Origin of the sequence: Acidisoma sp. S159 (genome assembly GCF_009766125.1) — a bacterium.
Taxonomy (GTDB): Bacteria; Pseudomonadota; Alphaproteobacteria; order Acetobacterales; family Acetobacteraceae; genus Acidisoma.
Genome location: NZ_LMUG01000008.1, coordinates 203,166 through 222,903, shown reverse-complemented (window position 1 = coordinate 222,903; position 19,738 = coordinate 203,166). Strand labels below are relative to the sequence as shown.

Annotated in this window: 16 protein-coding genes; 9 read left to right on the top strand and 7 right to left on the bottom strand. The window is 64.1% G+C overall.

Going from position 1 to position 19,738, the window contains the following annotated elements; genetic code table 11:
* Positions 1-290 precede the first annotated feature (290 nt).
* Positions 291-2,585, bottom strand: a complete 2,295-nt coding sequence (locus GSQ92_RS04340) for an NADP-dependent malic enzyme (RefSeq protein ID WP_159013074.1) — start codon at positions 2,583-2,585, stop codon at positions 291-293.
* 110 nt (positions 2,586-2,695) lie between these two features.
* Here GSQ92_RS04340 and mutS point away from each other — a divergent pair, with 110 nt between their 5' ends.
* The 3 genes from mutS (at position 2,696) to GSQ92_RS04325 (ending at position 9,155) form a co-directional block, all read left to right on the top strand.
* Positions 2,696-5,362: a DNA mismatch repair protein MutS gene (mutS, locus tag GSQ92_RS04335; RefSeq protein WP_159013073.1), complete on the top strand. Its 2,667-nt coding sequence runs from the start codon at positions 2,696-2,698 to the stop codon at positions 5,360-5,362.
* Complete coding sequence (locus tag GSQ92_RS04330) at positions 5,356-8,166, top strand: [protein-PII] uridylyltransferase (RefSeq protein ID WP_158802199.1); 2,811 nt, start codon at positions 5,356-5,358, stop codon at positions 8,164-8,166. Before mutS ends, GSQ92_RS04330 begins: the two co-directional genes overlap by 7 nt.
* 119 nt (positions 8,167-8,285) lie before the next feature.
* Positions 8,286-9,155, top strand: coding sequence for an SMP-30/gluconolactonase/LRE family protein (locus GSQ92_RS04325; RefSeq protein WP_158802198.1), 870 nt, complete (start codon positions 8,286-8,288; stop codon positions 9,153-9,155).
* A gap of 281 nt (positions 9,156-9,436) precedes the next feature.
* Here the strand turns inward: GSQ92_RS04325 and phaR are convergent, their stop codons facing one another.
* Positions 9,437-10,102 carry a polyhydroxyalkanoate synthesis repressor PhaR gene (gene phaR, locus GSQ92_RS04320; protein ID WP_158802197.1) on the bottom strand — a complete coding sequence of 222 codons (666 nt, stop codon included), beginning with the start codon at positions 10,100-10,102 and terminating at the stop codon, positions 9,437-9,439.
* A 141-nt stretch (positions 10,103-10,243) separates the two neighbouring features.
* On the opposite strand from phaR, the gene GSQ92_RS30750 reads away from it, so the two are divergent.
* The 4 genes from GSQ92_RS30750 to GSQ92_RS04305 all read left to right on the top strand — a co-directional run bounded on the left by GSQ92_RS30750 (position 10,244) and on the right by GSQ92_RS04305 (position 13,159).
* Positions 10,244-10,690, top strand: coding sequence for a hypothetical protein (locus tag GSQ92_RS30750; RefSeq protein ID WP_254065541.1), 447 nt, complete (start codon positions 10,244-10,246; stop codon positions 10,688-10,690).
* 100 nt (positions 10,691-10,790) lie between these two features.
* Positions 10,791-11,711, top strand: coding sequence for an alpha/beta fold hydrolase (locus GSQ92_RS30745; RefSeq protein ID WP_371417981.1), 921 nt, complete (start codon positions 10,791-10,793; stop codon positions 11,709-11,711).
* Positions 11,712-11,889: 178 nt separating this feature from the next.
* A complete protein-coding gene (locus GSQ92_RS04310; protein WP_158802195.1) occupies positions 11,890-12,264 on the top strand; it encodes a hypothetical protein in 375 nt (124 codons plus the stop codon).
* Between the two features lie 178 nt (positions 12,265-12,442).
* The gene (locus GSQ92_RS04305; RefSeq protein WP_159013072.1) at positions 12,443-13,159 is read left to right on the top strand and encodes a hypothetical protein; all 717 of its coding nucleotides are present in this window, start codon (positions 12,443-12,445) and stop codon (positions 13,157-13,159) included.
* On the opposite strand, the gene GSQ92_RS04300 is transcribed toward GSQ92_RS04305, so the two are convergent.
* From GSQ92_RS04300 to GSQ92_RS04290, 3 genes are all read right to left on the bottom strand, one after another.
* Positions 13,156-13,689, bottom strand: coding sequence for a GNAT family N-acetyltransferase (locus GSQ92_RS04300; RefSeq protein WP_158802193.1), 534 nt, complete (start codon positions 13,687-13,689; stop codon positions 13,156-13,158). The two genes, GSQ92_RS04305 and GSQ92_RS04300, sit on opposite strands and share 4 nt — an antisense overlap.
* Before the next feature lie 69 nt (positions 13,690-13,758).
* Positions 13,759-14,373 carry a 30S ribosomal protein S4 gene (gene rpsD, locus GSQ92_RS04295; RefSeq protein ID WP_158802192.1) on the bottom strand — a complete coding sequence of 205 codons (615 nt, stop codon included), beginning with the start codon at positions 14,371-14,373 and terminating at the stop codon, positions 13,759-13,761.
* A gap of 225 nt (positions 14,374-14,598) precedes the next feature.
* A complete protein-coding gene (locus GSQ92_RS04290) occupies positions 14,599-15,327 on the bottom strand; it encodes an orotate phosphoribosyltransferase (RefSeq protein WP_158802191.1) in 729 nt (242 codons plus the stop codon).
* A gap of 178 nt (positions 15,328-15,505) precedes the next feature.
* Between GSQ92_RS04290 and GSQ92_RS04285 the strand changes: the two genes are divergently transcribed.
* Together GSQ92_RS04285 and GSQ92_RS04280 are read left to right on the top strand one after the other, a co-directional pair.
* Positions 15,506-15,748: a hypothetical protein gene (locus GSQ92_RS04285; protein WP_158802190.1), complete on the top strand. Its 243-nt coding sequence runs from the start codon at positions 15,506-15,508 to the stop codon at positions 15,746-15,748.
* 9 nt (positions 15,749-15,757) lie between these two features.
* Positions 15,758-16,630 carry a glycerophosphodiester phosphodiesterase family protein gene (locus GSQ92_RS04280; RefSeq protein WP_158802189.1) on the top strand — a complete coding sequence of 291 codons (873 nt, stop codon included), beginning with the start codon at positions 15,758-15,760 and terminating at the stop codon, positions 16,628-16,630.
* 23 nt (positions 16,631-16,653) lie between these two features.
* On the opposite strand, the gene gltA is transcribed toward GSQ92_RS04280, so the two are convergent.
* Positions 16,654-17,961: a citrate synthase gene (gene gltA / locus GSQ92_RS04275; protein ID WP_158802188.1), complete on the bottom strand. Its 1,308-nt coding sequence runs from the start codon at positions 17,959-17,961 to the stop codon at positions 16,654-16,656.
* 167 nt (positions 17,962-18,128) lie between these two features.
* Positions 18,129-19,733, bottom strand: a complete 1,605-nt coding sequence (locus GSQ92_RS04270) for a CHAD domain-containing protein (protein WP_158802187.1) — start codon at positions 19,731-19,733, stop codon at positions 18,129-18,131.
* Between the last annotated feature and the right edge of the window lie 5 nt (positions 19,734-19,738).

Below are 19,738 nucleotides of genomic sequence, written 5' to 3'. Positions count from 1 at the left end.
CAGCGCTTGGGGACGATCAAGACCTAGAGCGTGTTGATGATATTTTGTCAGAGCGCAAATTTTTGGATGCACCTAGCGTCGCGAATCAAAGCAAAATTTTTTGGATCGATATCAGAATAATCAAATTACGATATAACAACTAATAGAAGAATCCAAGTCGCGTTTAATCGAGATGGCATCATTTTGAATCGATCTCATAACCATGTGCTTTCGTTACAAGACCGTCCTCGGCTGGCGATGGATTGGAGCGCATCTCAATTTCGGCGAAAATTCTTCTGTGAGGCGGCTTTTTAGACGGGCTCGGCCTGATAGGCGGTGAGGCATGCAAGATCAACGATCTGGCTAACAGAAGCGTCCATCGGCAGGATTTGGACAGGTTTTGCCATGCCGAGCAGGATCGGGCCAATCGTGCTACCGCCACCTTGCGCAGCAGTCATGCGAAATGCGAGCCGCGTTGTAATATGGGCAGCATGCAGTCCGGGCATGACCAATACATTGGCGGGGGCAGTCAGCCGGCAGAAGGGGTACAGCGCGCGCACAGCGGGCTCCAGCGCCGCATCCGGACTCATTTCACCGTCGAATTCGAAATCCACGCCGCGTTCCTCAAGCACGCGGACAGCCTGCCGGCTTGCTTCGCCCACCTCGAACATCGGGTTGCCGAAGGTCGAGTATGAAAGCAGCGCGACGCGTGGCTCATGGCCCAGGCGCCGCGCCGCGGCCGCGGCGCCCACTGCGATGTCGGCGAGTTGCTCGCCTGTGGGCCGCGGGTGGATCAGCGTATCGGCAACGAACAGCGTGCCGCGCGGACCGACCATCAAGGTCAGACCGAAAGCGGCACCACCCGGTGCCGGATCGATCGCACGCTGGATCTCCTCGAGGCAGACATAAGTCGGACGTGTCAGGCCCGTAACCACTGCGTCCGCATCCCCCAAAGCGACCATGCAGGCGGCGAAAACGTTACGATCGATATTGACCATGTGCTGGCAATCGCGAGCGAGATGGCCCTGGCGTTGTAGCCGCCCATAGAGGAATTGCGCGTAGTCGCGATTGCGCCCGGAGCGCTTGGCGTTCTGGATCTCGATCCCGCCAAGATCTCCGAGGCCGAGATCCCGCACGATGGCGTTCACCCGTTCCTCTCGGGCCACCAGGATCGGCGTCCCATAACCGGCATTGCGGAAGGCATAGGCGGCGCGGACGGCTTTCTCCTCTTCACCCTCGGCGAAAACCACGCGCTTTGGCCGCGAGCGCACTGCTTCCATAATTGTGTCGAGTACCAGCGCCGTCGGGTCCAGCCTTCCCGACAATTCCCGGGCGTATTTGCGCAGATCGGGCAGCACCTTGCGCGCCACGCCCGAATCGATCGCCGCTTTCGCGACAGCCGGTGAAATGCGGGATATCAAGCGCGGATCGAAGGCGTTCGGGATGATGTAGGTCGGACCGAACTTGAAGCGCGCCCCGGATCCGGCAACACCGACTTCGTCCGGCACATCCTCCCGCGCGAGCTGGGCCAGCGCATGGGCCGCGGCGATCTTCATCTCCTCATTGATGGTGCGCGCACGGACATCCAGTGCGCCACGAAAGATATAGGGAAAGCCGAGAACGTTGTTGACCTGATTGGGATAGTCGCTGCGGCCGGTGGCCACGATCGCATCTTGGCGCACGGCATGCGCGTCCTCGGGTGTGATCTCGGGATCCGGATTGGCCATCGCGAAGATGATCGGGTTCGCCGCCATGCTGGCCAGCATCGGCCCGGTCAGCGCACCCTTGGCGGAGAGGCCAAAGAAGACATCGGCGCCCGCGCAGGCATCGGCGAGTGTGCGTTTCGTTGTCGCAACGGCATGTCCCGCCTTCCACTGGTTCATACCCTCGGTGCGGCCCTGGAAAATGACGCCTTTGGTGTCACAGAGCAGGATATTTTCCGCCCGCATGCCCAGCGCCTTGAGCAACTCGATGCAAGCGATACCGGCCGCACCGGCGCCGTTCACGACCATGCGGGTCTCGGCGAGGGCGCGGCCGGTCAGATGGCAGGCGTTGATGAGACCGGCTGCGGCAACGATGGCCGTGCCGTGCTGGTCATCGTGAAATACCGGAATGTCCAGCATCTCGCGGAGCTGGCTTTCGATGATGAAACATTCCGGTGCCTTGATGTCCTCAAGGTTGATGCCCCCGAAGCTCGCGCCGAGGTAGCGCACGCAGTTGATGAACTGATCGACGTCCTCGGTGCTGACCTCGAGATCGATGCCGTCGACGTCGGCGAAGCGCTTGAACAGCGCGACCTTGCCCTCCATCACCGGCTTGGAGGCGAGGGCGCCAAGGTTTCCGAGGCCCAGAACCGCCGTCCCATTGGAGATCACGGCCACCATATTGCCGCGTGTCGTATATTCGTACGCGAGGTCGGGGTCCTTGAAGATGCGCAGGCAAGGCTCGGCGACGCCGGGGGAATAGGCGAGGGAGAGGTCACGCGCCGTAAGCAGCGGTTTGCTGATGCGGGTCTCGAGCTTGCCGGGGCGGCCGGAAGAGTGCAGGAGCAGCGCCTCTTCGGCCGAGACGCGCGTGGTGCGCCGATCCTTGTCGCCTTCGGCCATGGCAGCTTCCCCTAGGTTCGTCTTATGAGCCCATACTGAAGCGCCTCAGCCTGTCGGGGAAGCCCAGTCGCGGTCTTCGCGCCGCTCTAAATGGCGGCTAAACGAAGACTATGGGGATTCCGAATGCGGACGGCGCGTCGCCTTCCATGGCGCAATGGTTCGCGATGAAGGCCGAGCATCCGAACGCGCTGCTGTTCTTTCGGATGGGCGATTTCTACGAGCTGTTCTTCGCCGATGCGGAAGCGGCCGCCGCCGCGCTCGATATCGCGCTGACCGCAAGAGGCGAGCACGGCGGAAGCCCGATCCCGATGTGCGGCGTACCCGCGCATGCGAAGGAGGCATATCTCGCCCGTCTTATTCGCCGTGGTTTTCGCGTGGCACTCGCCGAGCAAACCGAGGATCCGCGCCGCCGCACCGGCAAAGGGCCGCTGAAGCGCGAAGTTGTTCGCCTCATTACCCCCGGAACCTTGACGGAGGACGCGCTGCTCGAAGCCGTGCGGCCGAACTTGCTTCTCGCTATTGTCTCGCTGGCGCCCCCCAAGCCAGTAGCACGCGGCAACCTGGCCCCGCTTGGGGCTGCCTGGCTCGACATCTCGACCGGCCAGTTCGAGACAGCGGCGATTGCGCCGGCCGCACTTCCGGCACTGCTCGCCCGGCTTGATCCGGCTGAAATCCTCGGCGGCGATGGCGTCGACCTCGGCGGCTGGTTGTCGCGGCGCGGCGCCGATCCGGTGGTGGTGCCGAGACCCGAGGCGGCGCGTGCGCGGCTGGCCGGCATGTTCGGCGTCGCCAGCCTGGACGCCTTCGGAAGCTTCACGGATGAGGAAGCCTCCGCTGCCGCCGTCGCCGTCGATTATGTTCGCCGCACCCAGGCCGGTCGGGAGCCGCATCTCTCTCGCCCCCGGCCGGAAGGTGGGCGCGGGTCGCTCGCCATGGATGCGGCCACCCGCACCAGCCTGGAGATCTGCGCGCCTCGGCAGGGCGGTGACGCGGCCCATACTCTGCTCGGAGCCATCCGCCGCACCGTGACACCGGGTGGCGGCCGATTGCTCGAGGCGTGGTTGCAGGCACCGCTGACCGAGCGGGAGGAGATCTTCCATCGTCAGGACGGCTGGGACTTTCTTTCGTCCCATGCGGCAATGGCCGAGGGTCTGCGGCAAAGGCTGCGCGCGGCCCCGGACATCGCCCGGGCTCTGGCGCGCCTCGTGCTGGGGCAACGCATCCCGCGAGATCTCGCCGCGTTGCGGGATGGGCTGCGCGCCGCCTGCGATCTTGCGGAGTTGCTGCAGGGCGCGCTGCCGCCTGTGCTCTCCGGCGTCGCCACGGATCTCGCTTGCCTGCCGGAGCTCGCCGCATTGTTGGAGCGGGCTCTGGCCGATCCGCTGCCGGCGCGGCTGGAGGATGGGCGTGCCATCGCCTTGGGCTTCGACCCGGAACTCGACGCCGAGCGCAGGCTGCGGGACGAGCAGCGCCAAATCCTTGGGCAGGTTCAGCTCGACTACGCGCAGCGTTATGGCGTTGGCAGTCTCAAGATCCGCCACCATGCCCAGATGGGTTATGTGATCGAGGTCCCGGCCGCCGCGGTGGAAGGGCTGCGCGCGCATCCCGACCTCGTGCTGCGCCAAGGCATGGCGAATGGGGCACGCTTCACCAGCGTCGAACTGACCGAACTAGACACCCGCATCGCTGCTGCCGCCGAACGCGCGGCGGACCGCGAGAAGCTCGTTTTCGAGCATCTGGTGGATCGCGTGCTGGCCGAACGCGCCGCCATCACCCGCTGCGCCGCTGCCCTGGCACTGGCCGATGTATTGCAGTCCTGCGCGAGGCTCGCCGCCGGTTCCGGCTGGTGCCGGCCGATCGTGACGGCGGATGAGGCCTTTTGCATCACCGGCGGCCGCCATCCGGTGGTGGAGGCGGCCATCTCCGGCGGTGCTCCCTTCGTTCCCAACGACTGCGATCTGTCACCGGGACGCCGCCTGATGCTGCTGACCGGGCCGAATATGGCTGGAAAATCGACCTTCCTGCGGCAGAACGCCCTCATTGTCATCATGGCCCAGGCGGGTTTGCCCGTCCCGGCGGCCCGCGCGGAAATCGGCATCGTCGACCGGCTTTTCTCCCGCGTCGGCGCGGCGGATGACCTCGCACGCGGCCGCAGCACCTTCATGGTGGAGATGACGGAGACCGCCGCCATCCTCAACCAAGGCGGCCCGCGCAGCCTTGTAGTGGTCGATGAGATTGGTCGTGGCACCGCCACGCTCGATGGTCTGGCAATCGCTTGGGCGGTGCTAGAGGCACTGCACAATACGATTCGAAGCCGCACCATCTTCGCCACGCATTTTCACGAACTCGCCCGCCTGTCCTTCACCCTTCCGCAATTGCAAGCCGCCACGATGAGGGTGAAGGATTGGAAAGGTGGCGTCGTTTTTCTCCATGAGGTGACGCAAGGCGCGGCTGGCCGCAGCTGGGGTGTGCATGTCGCGGCGTTGGCCGGCGTGCCGGCGCCTGTCGTCAAGCGCGCCGGGGCTTTGCTCGCGACTCTCGAAAAGGCGGCGCCGCTGACCGAGTCGGCGGAATTGCCTCTTTTTGCCGCCGCGCAGGACCGGGCTTTGGTGCCTGCCGAAACGGTGGCGGAGGCCCCGGATCCGCTGAGGGCCGCTTTGGCAGGGCTTGATCCTGAAGCAATGAGCCCGCGTGAAGCGCTGGACAGCCTTTACGTGCTGAAAGACTTGCTTTCTAGCCCTGATGAAGAGGAACAGTTACCATTAAAGGAATGTTGACCGAAACCTCTTTCCCGCGTGGCGCGGCAGCGGCGCCCGCGGCCTTGTCCGACGCCCTCGCCGAACTGGCCGGCGAGGCCGGCGGCGTCGCGCGTGAGGCTGCTCTCGGCGCTTTCCGCCGTCACCTGGCACGCGTGCAGCACCAGGTCCAGCACGCTTTCGAGCGCGACGAGATTTCCGGTCTGGCCGCGGCGCGCCATCTCGCCTGCCAGATGGATGCGGTCATCGCGACCCTGGTTGCCTATACCCAGAATGACGCGGTGCCGGGTGCCACCGACCGCATGGCCGTGGTGGCCACGGGCGGCTACGGGCGCGGCTACCTCGCCCCTTTCAGCGACATCGACCTGCTGTTTCTGACCGAGGCCGACCCCTCCGACCGCACGCTGCATGGCGTCGAGTTCATGCTCTATTTCCTGTGGGATTTGGGCCTGAAGGTCGGCCATGCCACGCGCTCCATAAGCGAATGCCTGGCGGAGGCCAAGCGGGACGCGACGATCCGCACGACTTTGCTCGATGCCCGCTGTCTGGTTGGCGATGAGGAACTCTTCGCGAATTTTCGAAACACGTTTCGTGGCCAGTGTCGCGAGGCAGGCGCCGCCGAATACATCCGCGTAAAGCAGGCGGAACGCAGTTCGCGCCATCGCCGCTACGGCGAGAGCCCGTTCATGGTCGAGCCAAACGTCAAGGAAGGACGCGGTGGGTTACGCGATCTGCATTTCCTCCACTGGATCGCGAGCTATGTCTTCGACATCGACAGCGTCCAGGACTTACTGACCAAGAACGGCCCCTTCGGCCCGATGCTGACGACGCGGGAAGCACGGCACTTCAACCGTTCCGCTGATTTTCTTTGGACAGTGCGGTTTCATCTCCACTACGTCGCCGGCCGGCCCGAGGAACGCCTGACGTTCGATCTGCAGCCCATCGTTGGAGCCCGCATGGGCTACACGCGCCATGGTGTGCAGGACGGCGTGGAACGTTTCATGCGCCACTATTTCCTGACGGCGCGCGACGTCGCCCGGATTTCCCATGTGCTGGAGCCTGAGCTCGTCCGCATTGCGCGTGGCACGCCGGCCCTGACGGCGGGCGCTGATGAAAGCTTGGTGCAATCGGGTTTCGCCTTGGCGGATGGCCAACTTGTCTTCGGTGCCGCCCAAGACCCGGCGGCCTCGCCTATCCTGATGTTGCGGATCATGCAGATCGCGCGGGAACGCCATCTGCGCATCCATCCCCTCGCATTGCGCGCCATGATACGCAACGAACGCTCGGCCATCGCCTTGCGTCGCGAGCCCGAGGCGATGGCGATCTTCCTCGACCTGCTGTGCGGCTGGGACGGTGAGGAGCCGCGCTCGGATGGCGCGCGCTGGATGACGATGCTGAACGAGACCGGCCTTCTCAGCCGGCTCTTGCCAGATTGGGCGCGCATCGTCGGCCAGATGCAGTTCGACACCTACCACGTCTTTACCGTCGACGAGCATACGATCGAGGCGTTGCGCATTCTCGCTTCGCTAGAGCGCGGCGATCTCGCAGAGGCGGCGCCGATTGCCTCCAGCATCGTCGATCACCTGCAATCCCGTCGCGCGCTTTACACGGCTGTGTTGCTGCATGACATCGCGAAGGGCAGGGGCGGTGACCATTCCGTTCTCGGCGCTGAATTGGCCCTCAGCGTTTGTCCCATGCTCGGACTTTCGGCGGAGGAGACCGAAATGGTCTCTTGGCTTGTGCTGCATCATCTCCTTCTTAGCCAGACCGCCTTCAAGCGCGACATTGACGACCCCAAGACCATCCTCGATCTCGTCGACACCATCCAATCCCCCGAGCGACTCAAGCTGCTTCTGGTTCTTACCGTCGCGGATATGCGTGCCGTATCACCGAAAGTCTGGAACGGCTGGAAGGCGACGCTGCTGCGCGAGTTGTATAGCCACGTCGCCGAAGTGCTCGCCGGCGGCCTTGCCACCACCGAGCGCGACGTGCGCGTCGCCCGTGCGAAGGAAGCGGCGGCGGAGCGGCTGGAGGGCTGGTCGCAGAAGGACATCAACACCTTCCTCAACCTCGGCTATCCCGCCTATTGGCTGAGCTTTGATCCATCCACCCATGAGCGCCACGCGCGGATGATCCATGATGCGAGTCACACCAATGCGCCGCTGAGCGTCCGCACCGAAGTGCTGCACAATCGCGCGGTGACCGAGGTGACGGTCTATGCCGCTGACCATGCCGGCCTGTTCAGCCGCATCGCTGGCGCACTCGCCATAGCGGGCGGTTCGATCGTGGACGCACGCATCCACACGCTGACCAACGGCATGGCGCTCGATACTTTCTGGATCCAGGATGCGGCGGGCGGCATCTTCGCATCTCCGCAGCGCCTGGCTCGGCTTTCGGTGCTCATCGAGCAGGCGCTTTCCGGCCGCTTGCGTCTTGCGGCCGAGATCCGCAGCCTGTCGGATGCGCTGCTAGGGCAACGAATGCGGGCGATCCATGTGCCGCCGCGCGTGGTCATCGACAACCACGCTTCCAATACCCATACGGTCATCGAGGTGAACGGCCGCGACCGGCCGGGCTTATTGCATGACGTAACGGCGGCCATCACCGACCAGGGCATGCAGATCGCCTCGGCCCATGTCAGCACCTATGGCGTGCGGGCTATCGACGTCTTCTACGTCAAGGATGTCTTCGGCCTGAAGGTTCAGAACGAACGCAAGCTGACCGGTTTGCGCCAGGCCATTCTCGATGCGCTCGCCTCGGATGAGTCCGGTCGCACCCCCGAGCAGGATAGCCGGCGAGATCGCCGCGCGGTCGACGCGGCTTAGAGACTTGCTATCAAGCGGTCTCTTAGTGTGACGCCGGAGTGACGTTGGCGGTCGGGCTCTTTTCGCTATCCTGAGGTAAGACCATCTGACCAACGGATGCTGCTTGCAAGGACGCGCCGATGAGCGACATGAAGACCGCGAGACTGGTGCTGGACAGCCGTTGCGGCACCGCGGAATCCCCGGTCTGGGACAGCGAAGCGAGCCTGCTGTATTTTGCGGATATCCCGCGCGGCCAGCTTCATCGCTTCGACCCCGCAACCTCCGCGCATCAGGTCTGGACCTTCCCTGACTCGCTTGGCAGCCTTGGTCTCTGCCGCTCGGGTCGGATTTTGATTTGTCAGAAGCAGGCTCTGGCGATCTTCGATCTCGGCCGTGAGACATTGACGCCGCTCGCCGCGATCAGCGAGCCTACGGGCAACCGCCTCAATGACGGCAAGGTCGGGCCCGATGGCTGTTTCTGGGTAGGCACGATCAACGAGAGCGGCGACGGCGCGGCAAGCGGCAAGCTCTACCGCATCACGCCGCAGGGTAAGGTCGAGATCAAGGTCGAGGGGCTGAAGAACTCGAATGGCCTTGCCTGGACCGCGGACGGCCGGAAGATGTTCCACTCCGACACTCGCGGCCCGTGGATCGATACCTGGGATTTCGACACCGCTACTGGCGAGATCAGCAACCGGCAGCGCTTCGCGGATCTGACCGAGGCGGAAGGGCGGCCAGACGGTGGCGCCGCCGACGTGGAGGGCGGCTACTGGTCGGCGGGCGCCGGAGCGGGGGTGGTCAATCGCTTCGCGCCGGATGGGCAGCTGGTCGAGAAGATAGCGATTCCTGTGCCCAATCCGACCATGCCCTGCTTCTCCCCGCATGGCCTGTTCGTGACGACCGGGCTGCCCAAGGAACCCGAGGTGCAAGCACGCTATCCGCAGGCCGGCGGGCTCTTTTTGCTGCCCAGCCCGGTGGCGGGCGTCCCGGTGACGCGCTTCGCGGATTGAGGCTGGTATCTTTGGTTCGCACCAAGGCCGGATGTCTCTAATCCGATCCGCGCTCATGCCACCGCGTCATGCTCGGCGAAGGCCGGGCATCCACGCCTTCGCTTGTGGGACAAAAGGCAAGACGTGGATGGCACGGGCTGCCCCGCACGCCTTCGCGTGCCACGACGGGGTCTGGGTCAGGGTTGAGCTTGGATGATCACGCTTAGGCGTGACAGTCCGCCTCGCGCGCGGTGAGTAGTGACAGACTGATTTTAAAGCATTTTTCCGAGGACCGCAGTCTCTTAGTCCGCAGCGGACTTGTTCCCCAACGTGCCACTTGCTGGCGTCGCCACCTCGGCAAGCTTGGTCCGGACGTCACGCAACTCCTTCTGCAGCCGCGCCAACTCCCCTCTCAGGGTGGCGATTTCAACCCTCGGATCCGCCGGTGGTGCGGTAGCAGCGCCCTCTTCCACCCCACCCTCGCCCCGGTAGAATGGGCTAAACAGGCTCATCGTCCGCTCGATCATCGCCATGTTCTGGCGGCTGACCTGCTCGATATCGAAGGGAAACAGGTTTCCCATGGTTTGCTGCATCGTCTGGCGAAGCTGCTGCTGTTGTGTCGTAAAATTCGCCATCGACTGTTCGAGGTAGCGCGGCACGGCCCCCTGCATGCTGTCGCCATAAAAGCCGATGAGGTGACGCAGGAAGGCGGTCGGCAACAGGGCGCTGCCCTTGCTCTCTTCCTCAACGATAATCTGAGTCAGCACGCCGCGCGTGATATCCTCGCCCGACTTCGCGTCGAATACCACGAAATCGCGCCCCTCGCGCACCATGAGCGCCAGGCTGTCAAGCGTAATGTAACTTGAACTTTCAGTGTTATAGAGGCGTCTGTTAGCGTACTTTTTGACAACGACCGGGGGCTTGGCGTGAGCCTCCGTACCGGGGGGCGGGGCTTCGGGCTGCGGCATCGGTCCACCTCCGTAAGGGGCTCTGTGGGAAAGGCTAGCGGGCCACCACGACTTCAATATGCCGCGATTCCGCCATAATGATAGCGGGTGACCGACGCCTGGGACACTACCCAATGTGCGGTGCAGGAGTATGGATGCGACATGGACCAGCGTCACCCGCCCGCCGACGACTCGGAGGGCGATCTCCGCAAGCTTGCCGAGGATTGGATCACGATCTGGCAGAGCGAGATCACCGCCTTCATGGCCGACCCGGAGACGCAGCAATCCTGGGGCTCGTTGATGGCGCTCTGGGGCGGTGCCGCCCAGGCGATGGTGCGTGCGATGCCCCAGGGCGTGCCGTATCCCAATGCCGGCTGGCCGCCATCCGGAGCAACAAGTGACCGCTCGCGCCAATCCGCCGGGCCCTCTCCATCGCCGGGGCCCCCGCCCGCTGCTGCTGCACCTGACTCTCGCGATGACGAGATCCGCCGTCTCGAGCGGCGCGTGGCCGAGCTGGAGCGCTATCTGGCCCCAGCGGACAGCGGCGGCGACGGCGCCCCCCCTCGCACGCCTCGCCGAGCTGCTAAAGCGCGACGGGTCGGCAACTGAGGGGCAATTCGCGCAAGCCGTTCTTGCGGAAACCTGGACTCAGGACCGCGCGCTACTGAAAGGCATCGCCGCCTACCGCCGCCACCCCTATTCCCGCGCGATGCCGGAGCCGCCTACGCTGTGGCATGAGGGTAGCAGCCGCTTGCTGGACTATGCCCCGGGGGCCGGCGGACCTATTATTTTGTTCGTTCCAAGTCTTATAAACCGATCCTATATCCTTGATCTTATGGAAAATCGGTCGGTCCTTCGCTGGTTTGCCGCAGCGGGAATGCGACCGCTCCTATTGGATTGGGGCGCGCCCGGAGCGCTCGAGAACAGCTTCACCCTCACGGACTATGTCGCCGGCCGGCTTGAGCGAGTGCTCGGTTCCCTCGAGGAGCCCGTGATCCTCGCGGGGTATTGTATGGGCGGCCTGCTCACCCTTGCGGCCGCTGTCCGTCGTCCCGACCGGGTGAGGGGATTGGCGCTGTTGGCGACGCCTTGGGATTTTCACGCGCCAGACGCAGACCGGGCGAGAAACCTGGCCGCGCAACTCCCAGCGCTGGAGCCCGCCATGGCGGTGACCGGCAATCTCTCGACCGACTTGCTCCAGATGCTGTTCGCCTGTCTCGATCCCTTTGATGTCACGCGTAAATACCGCGCTTTCGGGCGGCTGGAACAGTCCGGCGCGGGCGCGACCATGTTTGTGGCCATCGAGGATTGGCTGAACGACGGGATCCCGCTGGCGGCACCTGTCGCACGCGAATGCCTTGGCGGGTGGTATGGCGAGAATCTGCCGGCACGGGGTGCCTGGCGGATTGCGGGGGCGCCCATCGAGCCCGCTGCCTGGAAAGGCCCGAGCTTCGTCGCCATCCCCGAACGGGACCGCATCGTGCCGCCGGAATCCGCCATAAGCCTGGCGACTGCGCTGAAAAGCGCAGCCGTCCATCGACCAGCGGCGGGCCATGTTGGCATGGCCGCCGGCAGCCGGGCAGAGTCAGAGCTTTGGCGCCCTTTGCGCGATTGGTGCGCGTCGATCTGAGACTGACCGATACCCCGCGCGATCGCAGGCAATTGCGGCCAATTCTTGCCAACGCCGCCCTAGATCCACCGCAACTCCACGCCAAGTTACTCGTCAACGGCATCGGTGTCCCCCGCGCCGCCACTGATACGTAATAGTTACGGAACCTTGGTAAGCTGCGGGACAGGAGGATGAAGCAATGACGATTTTCTCACGCTTTACGCTCAAACGCGGCCTGGCCGCTGGCGCCCTTCTGGTCGCGCTCGCCGCGCCACTGGCCGCTCCGGCACAGGCGCAATACTGGCATGGCGGCGGTGGCGGCTGGCACGGCGGCTATGGCGGGTACGGCGGCTACCACGGTGGCGGCTATTATGGCGGCTACGGCGTTGGCGCGGTGGTCGGTGGTGCCCTGCTCGGCGCCGCGCTCGGCACAGCTTTGGCCGCTCCGGTCTATGCGGCTCCGCCGCCAGTCTATTATGCGCCTCCGCCTCCGCCGGTGTACTATGCGGCACCGCAGCCTTACTATTATGCAGCGCCGCCTCCGCCGCCGCCGGGTTATTATTACCAGCACTGACGGGTAGGCGTACAGAAGAAGCGTCGCGTTCGGCGGCGCTTCTGCCGTCGCGAGCCGATGTTGTTGGATGAACAATTGCTTGGCGCTGAGTAAGAGCGGGCCGCCGCATTCCAGATATTAATGTCCGGTTAAACACTTTCACCGAATGCTCCGCGAACAAAAGACGCGGAGCTGAGCCATGTCAGGCATTCGAATTATTCCCCCCGCCAGTGGCGAGTTTGTGGAAGAGCGAGATGGCTTCGTCTGGCAATGGGGCCGCTGGATACCGGAGGCGAATTTCTCACATCTCTTGCAGCAGAATGCTTCATCGGCGATCACGAACTACCTGACGCAACGGAATGAATGGACGCGGGAGCATGCCGCGGGTGGGGCGTTCGAGGCCGGCTATCAGCGACATCACTTACATGGCCGCCACCATTATCCCCAACTTCGCCATGATAACCGGACCTGGCCCCAGGTGATCGGGGGGTTCTTCGGTAACATCGCCCGCGAATGGGGCTGGACTTCGCAGCCTCCAGCTAGCGGTGGTGAAGGCTCGCCCTACGGACACCACGTCTACAGTCCCCAGGGAACTACGCATTATGCGCCGCCTATGACCAATGCCGGTTTCATGGGTGGTTGGACACCATGGGTCCTTGCTGGCGGGGGACTCTTGGGAATAACGCTAGTATCTGTCTATAACCGATCGGCGAGCGGCGACGTCGCCGGCGCGGTCGCCCGGGAGGACCGGGATCTGGAACTTGGCGCAAACGCGCCATTCTTGGCGGGTCTACCCTCGGGCGGCGAGATAGAGGCGCCATGGCTTCCCGTCATGCAGCCACAGCTGTCCGCGTCGAGCCCGGAGCTCACTTCGCAACCTGCGTCGCTCCGGCGCTCGCAATCCGCGTTGTTCTAAGGAGCATAGATCGATCTCGCCAACGGGTCCGGCGCCGGGAGGGCGAGGTAGACGCTATCGGTCCAGACTTCTCCCACACGAAAGGTCGCCTGCGCCTCACCGGTTTTCTCGAATCCAAGGGAGAGCAACAGCCGCAGGGACCGGTCGTTGCGAGGATCGATGTCCGCCGTGATGGCGGTCACATCGCGCGCGAAAGCGCGGCCGATGACGGCCTGCAAGGCTTCCCGCGCGAGGCCTCGTCCCCAATGGGAGCGGCTGAGGAAAAAGCCGATCTCGGAGCCCTGCCACAGGCCCGCTTTGCCGATGACAACGCCATCCTGTGTGATGACGAAATCGTCGCTGTCTCCGGCCACGACCGCGGCGATCGTCGTTTCCACAAACGTCCGCGTTTGCGCCTCGGTCTCATGCGGCAAGTTTGACCAGTAGCGCATCACGTCGGGGTCGCTCAAAGCGAGGTGCAAGGCGGGCACATCCGCCAACTCGAACCGGCGAAGGCGAAGACGCGGCGTTTCCAGCACGACGTCGGTCATGGCTGCCTCCACAAAAAAAGGGCGCCCGCAGGCGCCCTTTCCGATCCGGCGATGCTGCCGAAACCGCCCTCAGCGCGAATAGAATTCGACGACGAGGTTCGGCTCCATCTGCACCGGGTAGGGCACGTCGGTCAGCTTGGGCGCGCGCAAGAAGCGGCCCTTCATCGCGCGATGATCGACCTCCATATATTCCGGCACGTCGCGCTCGGAACTCTGGGCGGCATCAAGCACGACGGCCAGCTGCTTGGATTTGTCGCGCACCTCGATCACGTCGTCATTGCTGACGAGGTAGGAGGCGATATTCACCTTGCGGCCGTTCACCATCAGATGGCCGTGGCTCACGAACTGCCGGGCCGCGAAGGGCGTCACCGCGAATTTCAGGCGGTATACAACCGCGTCCAGCCGGCGCTCGAGCAACTCGATGAGGTTCTCGCTGGTGTCGCCCTTACGGCGCACGGCTTCCTCATAATACTTGCGGAACTGCTTCTCGCTGATGTTGCCGTAGTAGCCCTTGAGCTTCTGCTTCGCCATCAGCTGAACGCCGAAGTCGCTCGGCTTCTTGCGGCGCTGGCCGTGCTGGCCGGGACCGTAGTCGCGCTTGCCGATCGGGGACTTGGCACGACCCCAAAGGTTCACGCCGAGGCGGCGGTTAATCTTGTACTTACTCTCGAGGCGCTTGGTCACGCGCTACTCCTTCTCGTGTTGCGCCAGTAGTCCATCCCGGCCTGCCGCCCTGGGGCGGAAGACAGCGAAAGGGCGGCGACCGGCCCCAATAGGAGCAGTCTCCGCCCGAAACGCCTTGGGTGGCGGGCGCGAGGCACGGAAGGCCGCATCTCGTCCACATTCCCAGCAATGGCGCGCTGTCTAGGGCGCCGCGCCGCCGCTGTCAAACCATGGCAGCCCCCAAACTCAGCCTTCGGCGATGAGCTTGTTCGAGGTCGCGCCGCCTCGCGCCGCCGACCAGTCCGCCGGAGCTTCAAGGAAGCGATGGACTTCGGCCAGCGCCGCGGCCGGGAAGTAGGAGCGTTCACGGCAGGCCTCCAGCACATCCCACCAGGTGCAGAGGTAATGCAGGGCGATATCGTTCTCCGCGAGAGTCTCCAGGCTGCCCTCGAAGACGCCGTAGAAGAAGATGACGAAGGCGTGGTGGACGAAGGCGCCGGCATCGCGCAGCGAATTGGCGAACCGGATCTTGGACTGCCCGTCGGTGGTCAGATCCTCGACCAGCAGCGTGTGCTTGCCCTCCGGCACATCGCCCTCGATGAGTGAGTTCCGGCCGAAGCCCTTGGGTTTTTTCCGGACATAGGCCATGGGCGCGGCCATGCGGTCGGCGATCCAGGCGGCATAGGGGATGCCGGCGGTCTCTCCGCCCGCAACGACCTCGACCGATTCGAAGCCGATATGGCGATAAATCTTCTCGACCGCCAATTCGCAAATCCGGGTCCGCGCGCGGGGAAAGTAGATGATGCGGCGGCAATCGATATAGACCGGCGATTTCCAGCCCGAGGTGAGGGTGTAAGGCTCATCGGGTCGGAAATTGATCGCGTTGATCTCGAGCAGGATGCGGGCCGTGGTCATGGCCGCGTCCCGATCCCAGTCGCTCGCATGCCCCGCGATCTTGCGGGAAGGGACAGCCATGTCCGAACTCCTTATCTCCTTTTGGGGGTTCTAGTGGAAAACACCCTGTCCGCAAGGCGCGCCGGCTGGCAGTATGGGCTATCGGTGGCTCGCTTGAATTCACGGGCTACCGCCGATAGAGGACGACCAAGGGCCGCGATTGTCGCGGCTGCGTTGAGGCGAGGAGCCGATACCCCGGATGGTTCGCCAGTTCAGCAACATCGCGAGGCGCTGCGAACGTGCCGTGGCAACCGCCTATGGCGAGTTGCGGTCGATCGGCTGCGAGGACATGTCGGCCTTCCAAAGCTGCGTGACCCTCTACCGCATCCACCACCCGGAAGCACCGCTCACCGAGGCTCGCCGCCTCGTTGCCGAGTGGATCGATCACCATCATGTCCGCGCCGACGAGGGGCCGACCAACGGTTGCGACTGCGCCGACTGATTTTCGGCCATGACGATCGAGTTGCACGGGCATCGTGGTGCCCGTGGCCTATGGCCCGAGAACTCACTCCCCGGATTTGCCGCCGCCATCGCTCTTGGCGTTACCGCCATCGAGATGGATATCGCGCTCACCGCCGATGGCGTGGTCGTTCTGAGCCATGATCCTGGGCTCGACCCCGATCTTACCCGGCTGGATGGCGACTGGATTGATGCGCCGACACCGCGCGTGCTCGATCTGACTTTGGCGGAACTCTCACGTTACGACATAGGTCGCATCCGCCCGGGGAGCGCCCAGGCGGGCCGTTTTCCCGATCAACGCGGCCTCGACGGGCTGCGCATTCCGACGCTCGCCGAGGTCGTCGCTTTGCGGCCGGAGGTCATGCTCAGCGTCGAGCTCAAGACCCACCCTGACCGCCCAGCGGACAGCACCTCTCCCGAGGTCATGGCCGATGCGGTTTTGGCGGTGCTGGAGGAGGGCGGGGGGCTCGGCCGCGCCCGCGTCATCTCCTTCGACTGGCGCGGGCTGCGCCACCTAAGACGACGCTGTCCCGGTCTCAGCCTCGGCTTCCTGACGGATGCGGAGAGCCTGGCCGATGCTGCCCTCTGGTGGGATGGCCCGACCGCCGCCGACTATGGCGGCTCCATCCCGCGCGCCGTCGCGGCCGAAGCTGCGGCAGGTGCCATAACAGCCTGGGGACCGGACCACGAGGGTCTAAGTGAAGCGCAGGTGGCGCAGGCCAAGGCGCTTGGTCTGCTCGTCAACCCTTGGACGGTCAACGACGAAGCCGAAATGACCCGCCTCCTTGGCTGGGGCGTCGGGGCGATAACCACCGACTATCCGAACCGCGGCCTGCGCGCGATCGCGGCCTTCGCCGCGACGTGACCCATAAGCGAAGCGAATGAGCGTTACGCCCGTTCGCTCATCGGTATGAAGTCCCTCGCGGTCTCGCCCGTGTAGACCTGGCGTGGCCGGCCAATGCGGTTCGCCGGATCTTCGACCATCTCTTTCCACTGGCTAATCCAGCCGACCGTGCGCGCGACGGCGAAGAGCACGGTGAACATGCTCGTCGGGAAGCCCATAGCCTTTAGGATGATGCCCGAATAGAAATCGACATTCGGGTACAGCTTGCGCTCGACGAAATAGGGATCGTGCGTCGCAATCTTCTCTAGCTCCATGGCCAGATCGAGCAGCGGATCATCCTTGATACCAAGTTCGGCCAGAACCTCGCGGCAGGTCTGTTCCATGATCTTCGCGCGCGGATCGTAGTTGCGATACACGCGATGGCCGAAGCCCATCAGTCGAATATGGCTCGTCTTGTCCTTCACCTTGGCGATGAAGTCCGGGATGTTGTCCTTGTGCCCGATCTCGCCAAGCATCTTCAGCACCGCCTCATTGGCGCCGCCATGCGCGGGACCCCAAAGCGAGGCAATTCCCGCCGCGATGCAAGCGAAGGGATTGGCGCCGGTCGAACCCGCCAGCCGCACCGTGCTGGTCGAGGCGTTCTGCTCGTGATCCGCGTGCAGGATGAGAATACGATCCATCGCCCGAGCGAGAACAGGACTTACGACGTATTCCTCGGCGGGCACCGCATTCATCATGTAGATGAAATTCGCCGCATAGCCGAGGTCGTTGCGCGGATACATGAAGGGCTGGCCAATCGAGTACTTGTAGGCCCAGGCTGCGATTGTCGGAAGCTTCGCGATCAGGCGGAAAGCGCTGATGCGGCGATGCTCGGGGTTATTGATGTCGAGACTGTCGTGATAGAAAGCCGAGAGCGCGCCGACGACGCCACACAGCACTGCCATCGGATGCGCGTCACGCCGAAAGCCCTCGAAGAAGCGGCGAAGCTGTTCGTGCACCATGGTGTGACGAATGACGCCGGTGTGAAAGTCTTCCATCTCCACTTCGTTCGGAAGCGAGCCGTTCAGCAGGAGATAGGCGACTTCGAGGAAGTTCGACTGTTCGGCGAGCTGGGCAATGGGATAGCCGCGATGCAGCAGGATGCCCTCATCGCCATCGATATAGGTGATCTTACTTTCGCAGGCCGCAGTGCCGCCATAGCCAGGGTCGAAGGTGAAGATACCGAGGTCGGCATAGAGTTTTCGGATGTCGGCGACTGCCGGGCCGATTGTGCCGGTAATGATCGGCAACTCCGCCACCCGGTTGGAGCCGTTCAGCGTGACGGTCGCCGAGCCACTGGCCGTATCGGTCATTGTGCCGCCCTTTGCGTTAGTACCCCTCGACAAGCATGGCTCGGAGGGAAAGGTGGGATACCTTCAAGAGCACATAATATCGCCGGCTCACCCTGGCAATCTTCGCTGCTGCAGCAACCGCGGCGCAGCAGCCATCGCGGGGTGTGAGGTCAGTCGCAGTGATGAAGTTAGAAGGCGCCGGACTTAAGCAGCTTGCGCCAAAGCTCGAGAACCTCGCCGCGATCGCTGCGGCCGCCGCCAACACCGAAGCCGCGCACCAGCCCTAAAGCCTCGTCAGCGCGCGCGTCAGGTTTGGGCGGACGGAGATCGCGCGCCAGACCCGCCGCGACGATGCCGTCATTGTGTTTTCCCATACTCTCCTGCAGTTGAGACAGCCGCTGGACAAGCTTCCTCGCCTCACGCTCAGGCAGAACATCGGAAAACATTTCAGTCTGGTAGCGCAGCTTCTTACATTTGATCCGGAGCCTGTGGAGGTCCGCGTCCGATAGCGCCATCACTTCGCTCGTGGGGCACGCGATCTTCTTCCAGCGGCGATGAATCAGATGCCGCGCGTAGCTGTCGATCGTCTCATAGGCTGGCTCGGACAGTGCGGGCGGCAGCGGGACATCCGCCTCGGGATCCGAGGCGACGGCGTCGATGGCTTCAGCAAGCGTCGGCTCTGCGGCCAACTCAGGGGAAAGCTCATTCTGCGCCTCACCCTTCCAGCCTTCACCTAAAGTGACAGCCACCAGATCCCAGGCTAGCTGCCGGAAAGCATCCCCGGCCAGCCATTGAAGAAGCGTGGCATAGGCCTCCCTCCGCCGCTGTTCCGCGGTCTGCCGTAGCCAGGCGATGGCGGGATCTTCCGCCGGCAAGCCATCCGCGAGCGGCCCCACCGTTTCGGCAAGGAAGACATCCCAATCCCTGGCGGGACCCAAGGCTTCCTTCAGCCCGCCCAAGGCGAGTTTCAGCGCTTCCTCGGTCTCTCCCAGCAGCGGCCGGAAGGCGAAAAGCAGCGCTCGCAGCCGGCGCAGCGTCACCCGCGCCTGGTGGACATTTTCCTCGCCGCTGTCGTGCTTGATCCCGCCGAGCAGGTTGAGAAGCGTGCTGACCCGGTCACGCAGCAAAGTCCCGAATGCCGTGGCGGCGGACATCTCCGGACTAAGCCTCACCGGCACCCGCCCCGGCAGCGTAGCCTCGGCAAGCTTCAATGCCTCATGCGGCAGGCTGCGAAGGGATGGCGTGAGCGCGGTGTCCCGCCCGACCAGCTTCGCGAAGGACAGCGCCGCGGCGACATCTCCCTCGATCTCGATGCGCGCGACCGGACGCGAGGCGGTGATCTCCCCGTGCAGGTTCACCGCAGTCAGCGTGCCGCTCAGGATGCGGAATTCGAGCGGGGCGCCGTCATGGTTCAGGCCTAGTCGCTGCAAGCGGCCGTGCAGGCTTGCGAAGGGGCGGAGCGGGCCCGGCAAAGGATGACCAAGGCGCTCCTCGATTCCCGCCGGGTGGATAGACGTCGCGGAGGGCGGGACGGGCCGCCCAGGACCCTGGCGCCTCGCGCGTCCCACAGTCTCGGCGCTCCATACCGGGGCAGCCTCGACCAAGGCCAGGTCGCATGCCGCGAGGTCCCAGCCGGTAGTGTCGTAAAAGGTCCGGGTCACTGTGCGAAACCGGCTGCGGGTGCCGCGTGGTCGCCCGAATGCCGCGTGGCGGGGGAGGGCGAGCGCGACCTCGGTTGAGCAGATCATCTCGATCGTGGGCGCCTGGGCACCGGGCTGCCCCCTCTTACTCATGGCGC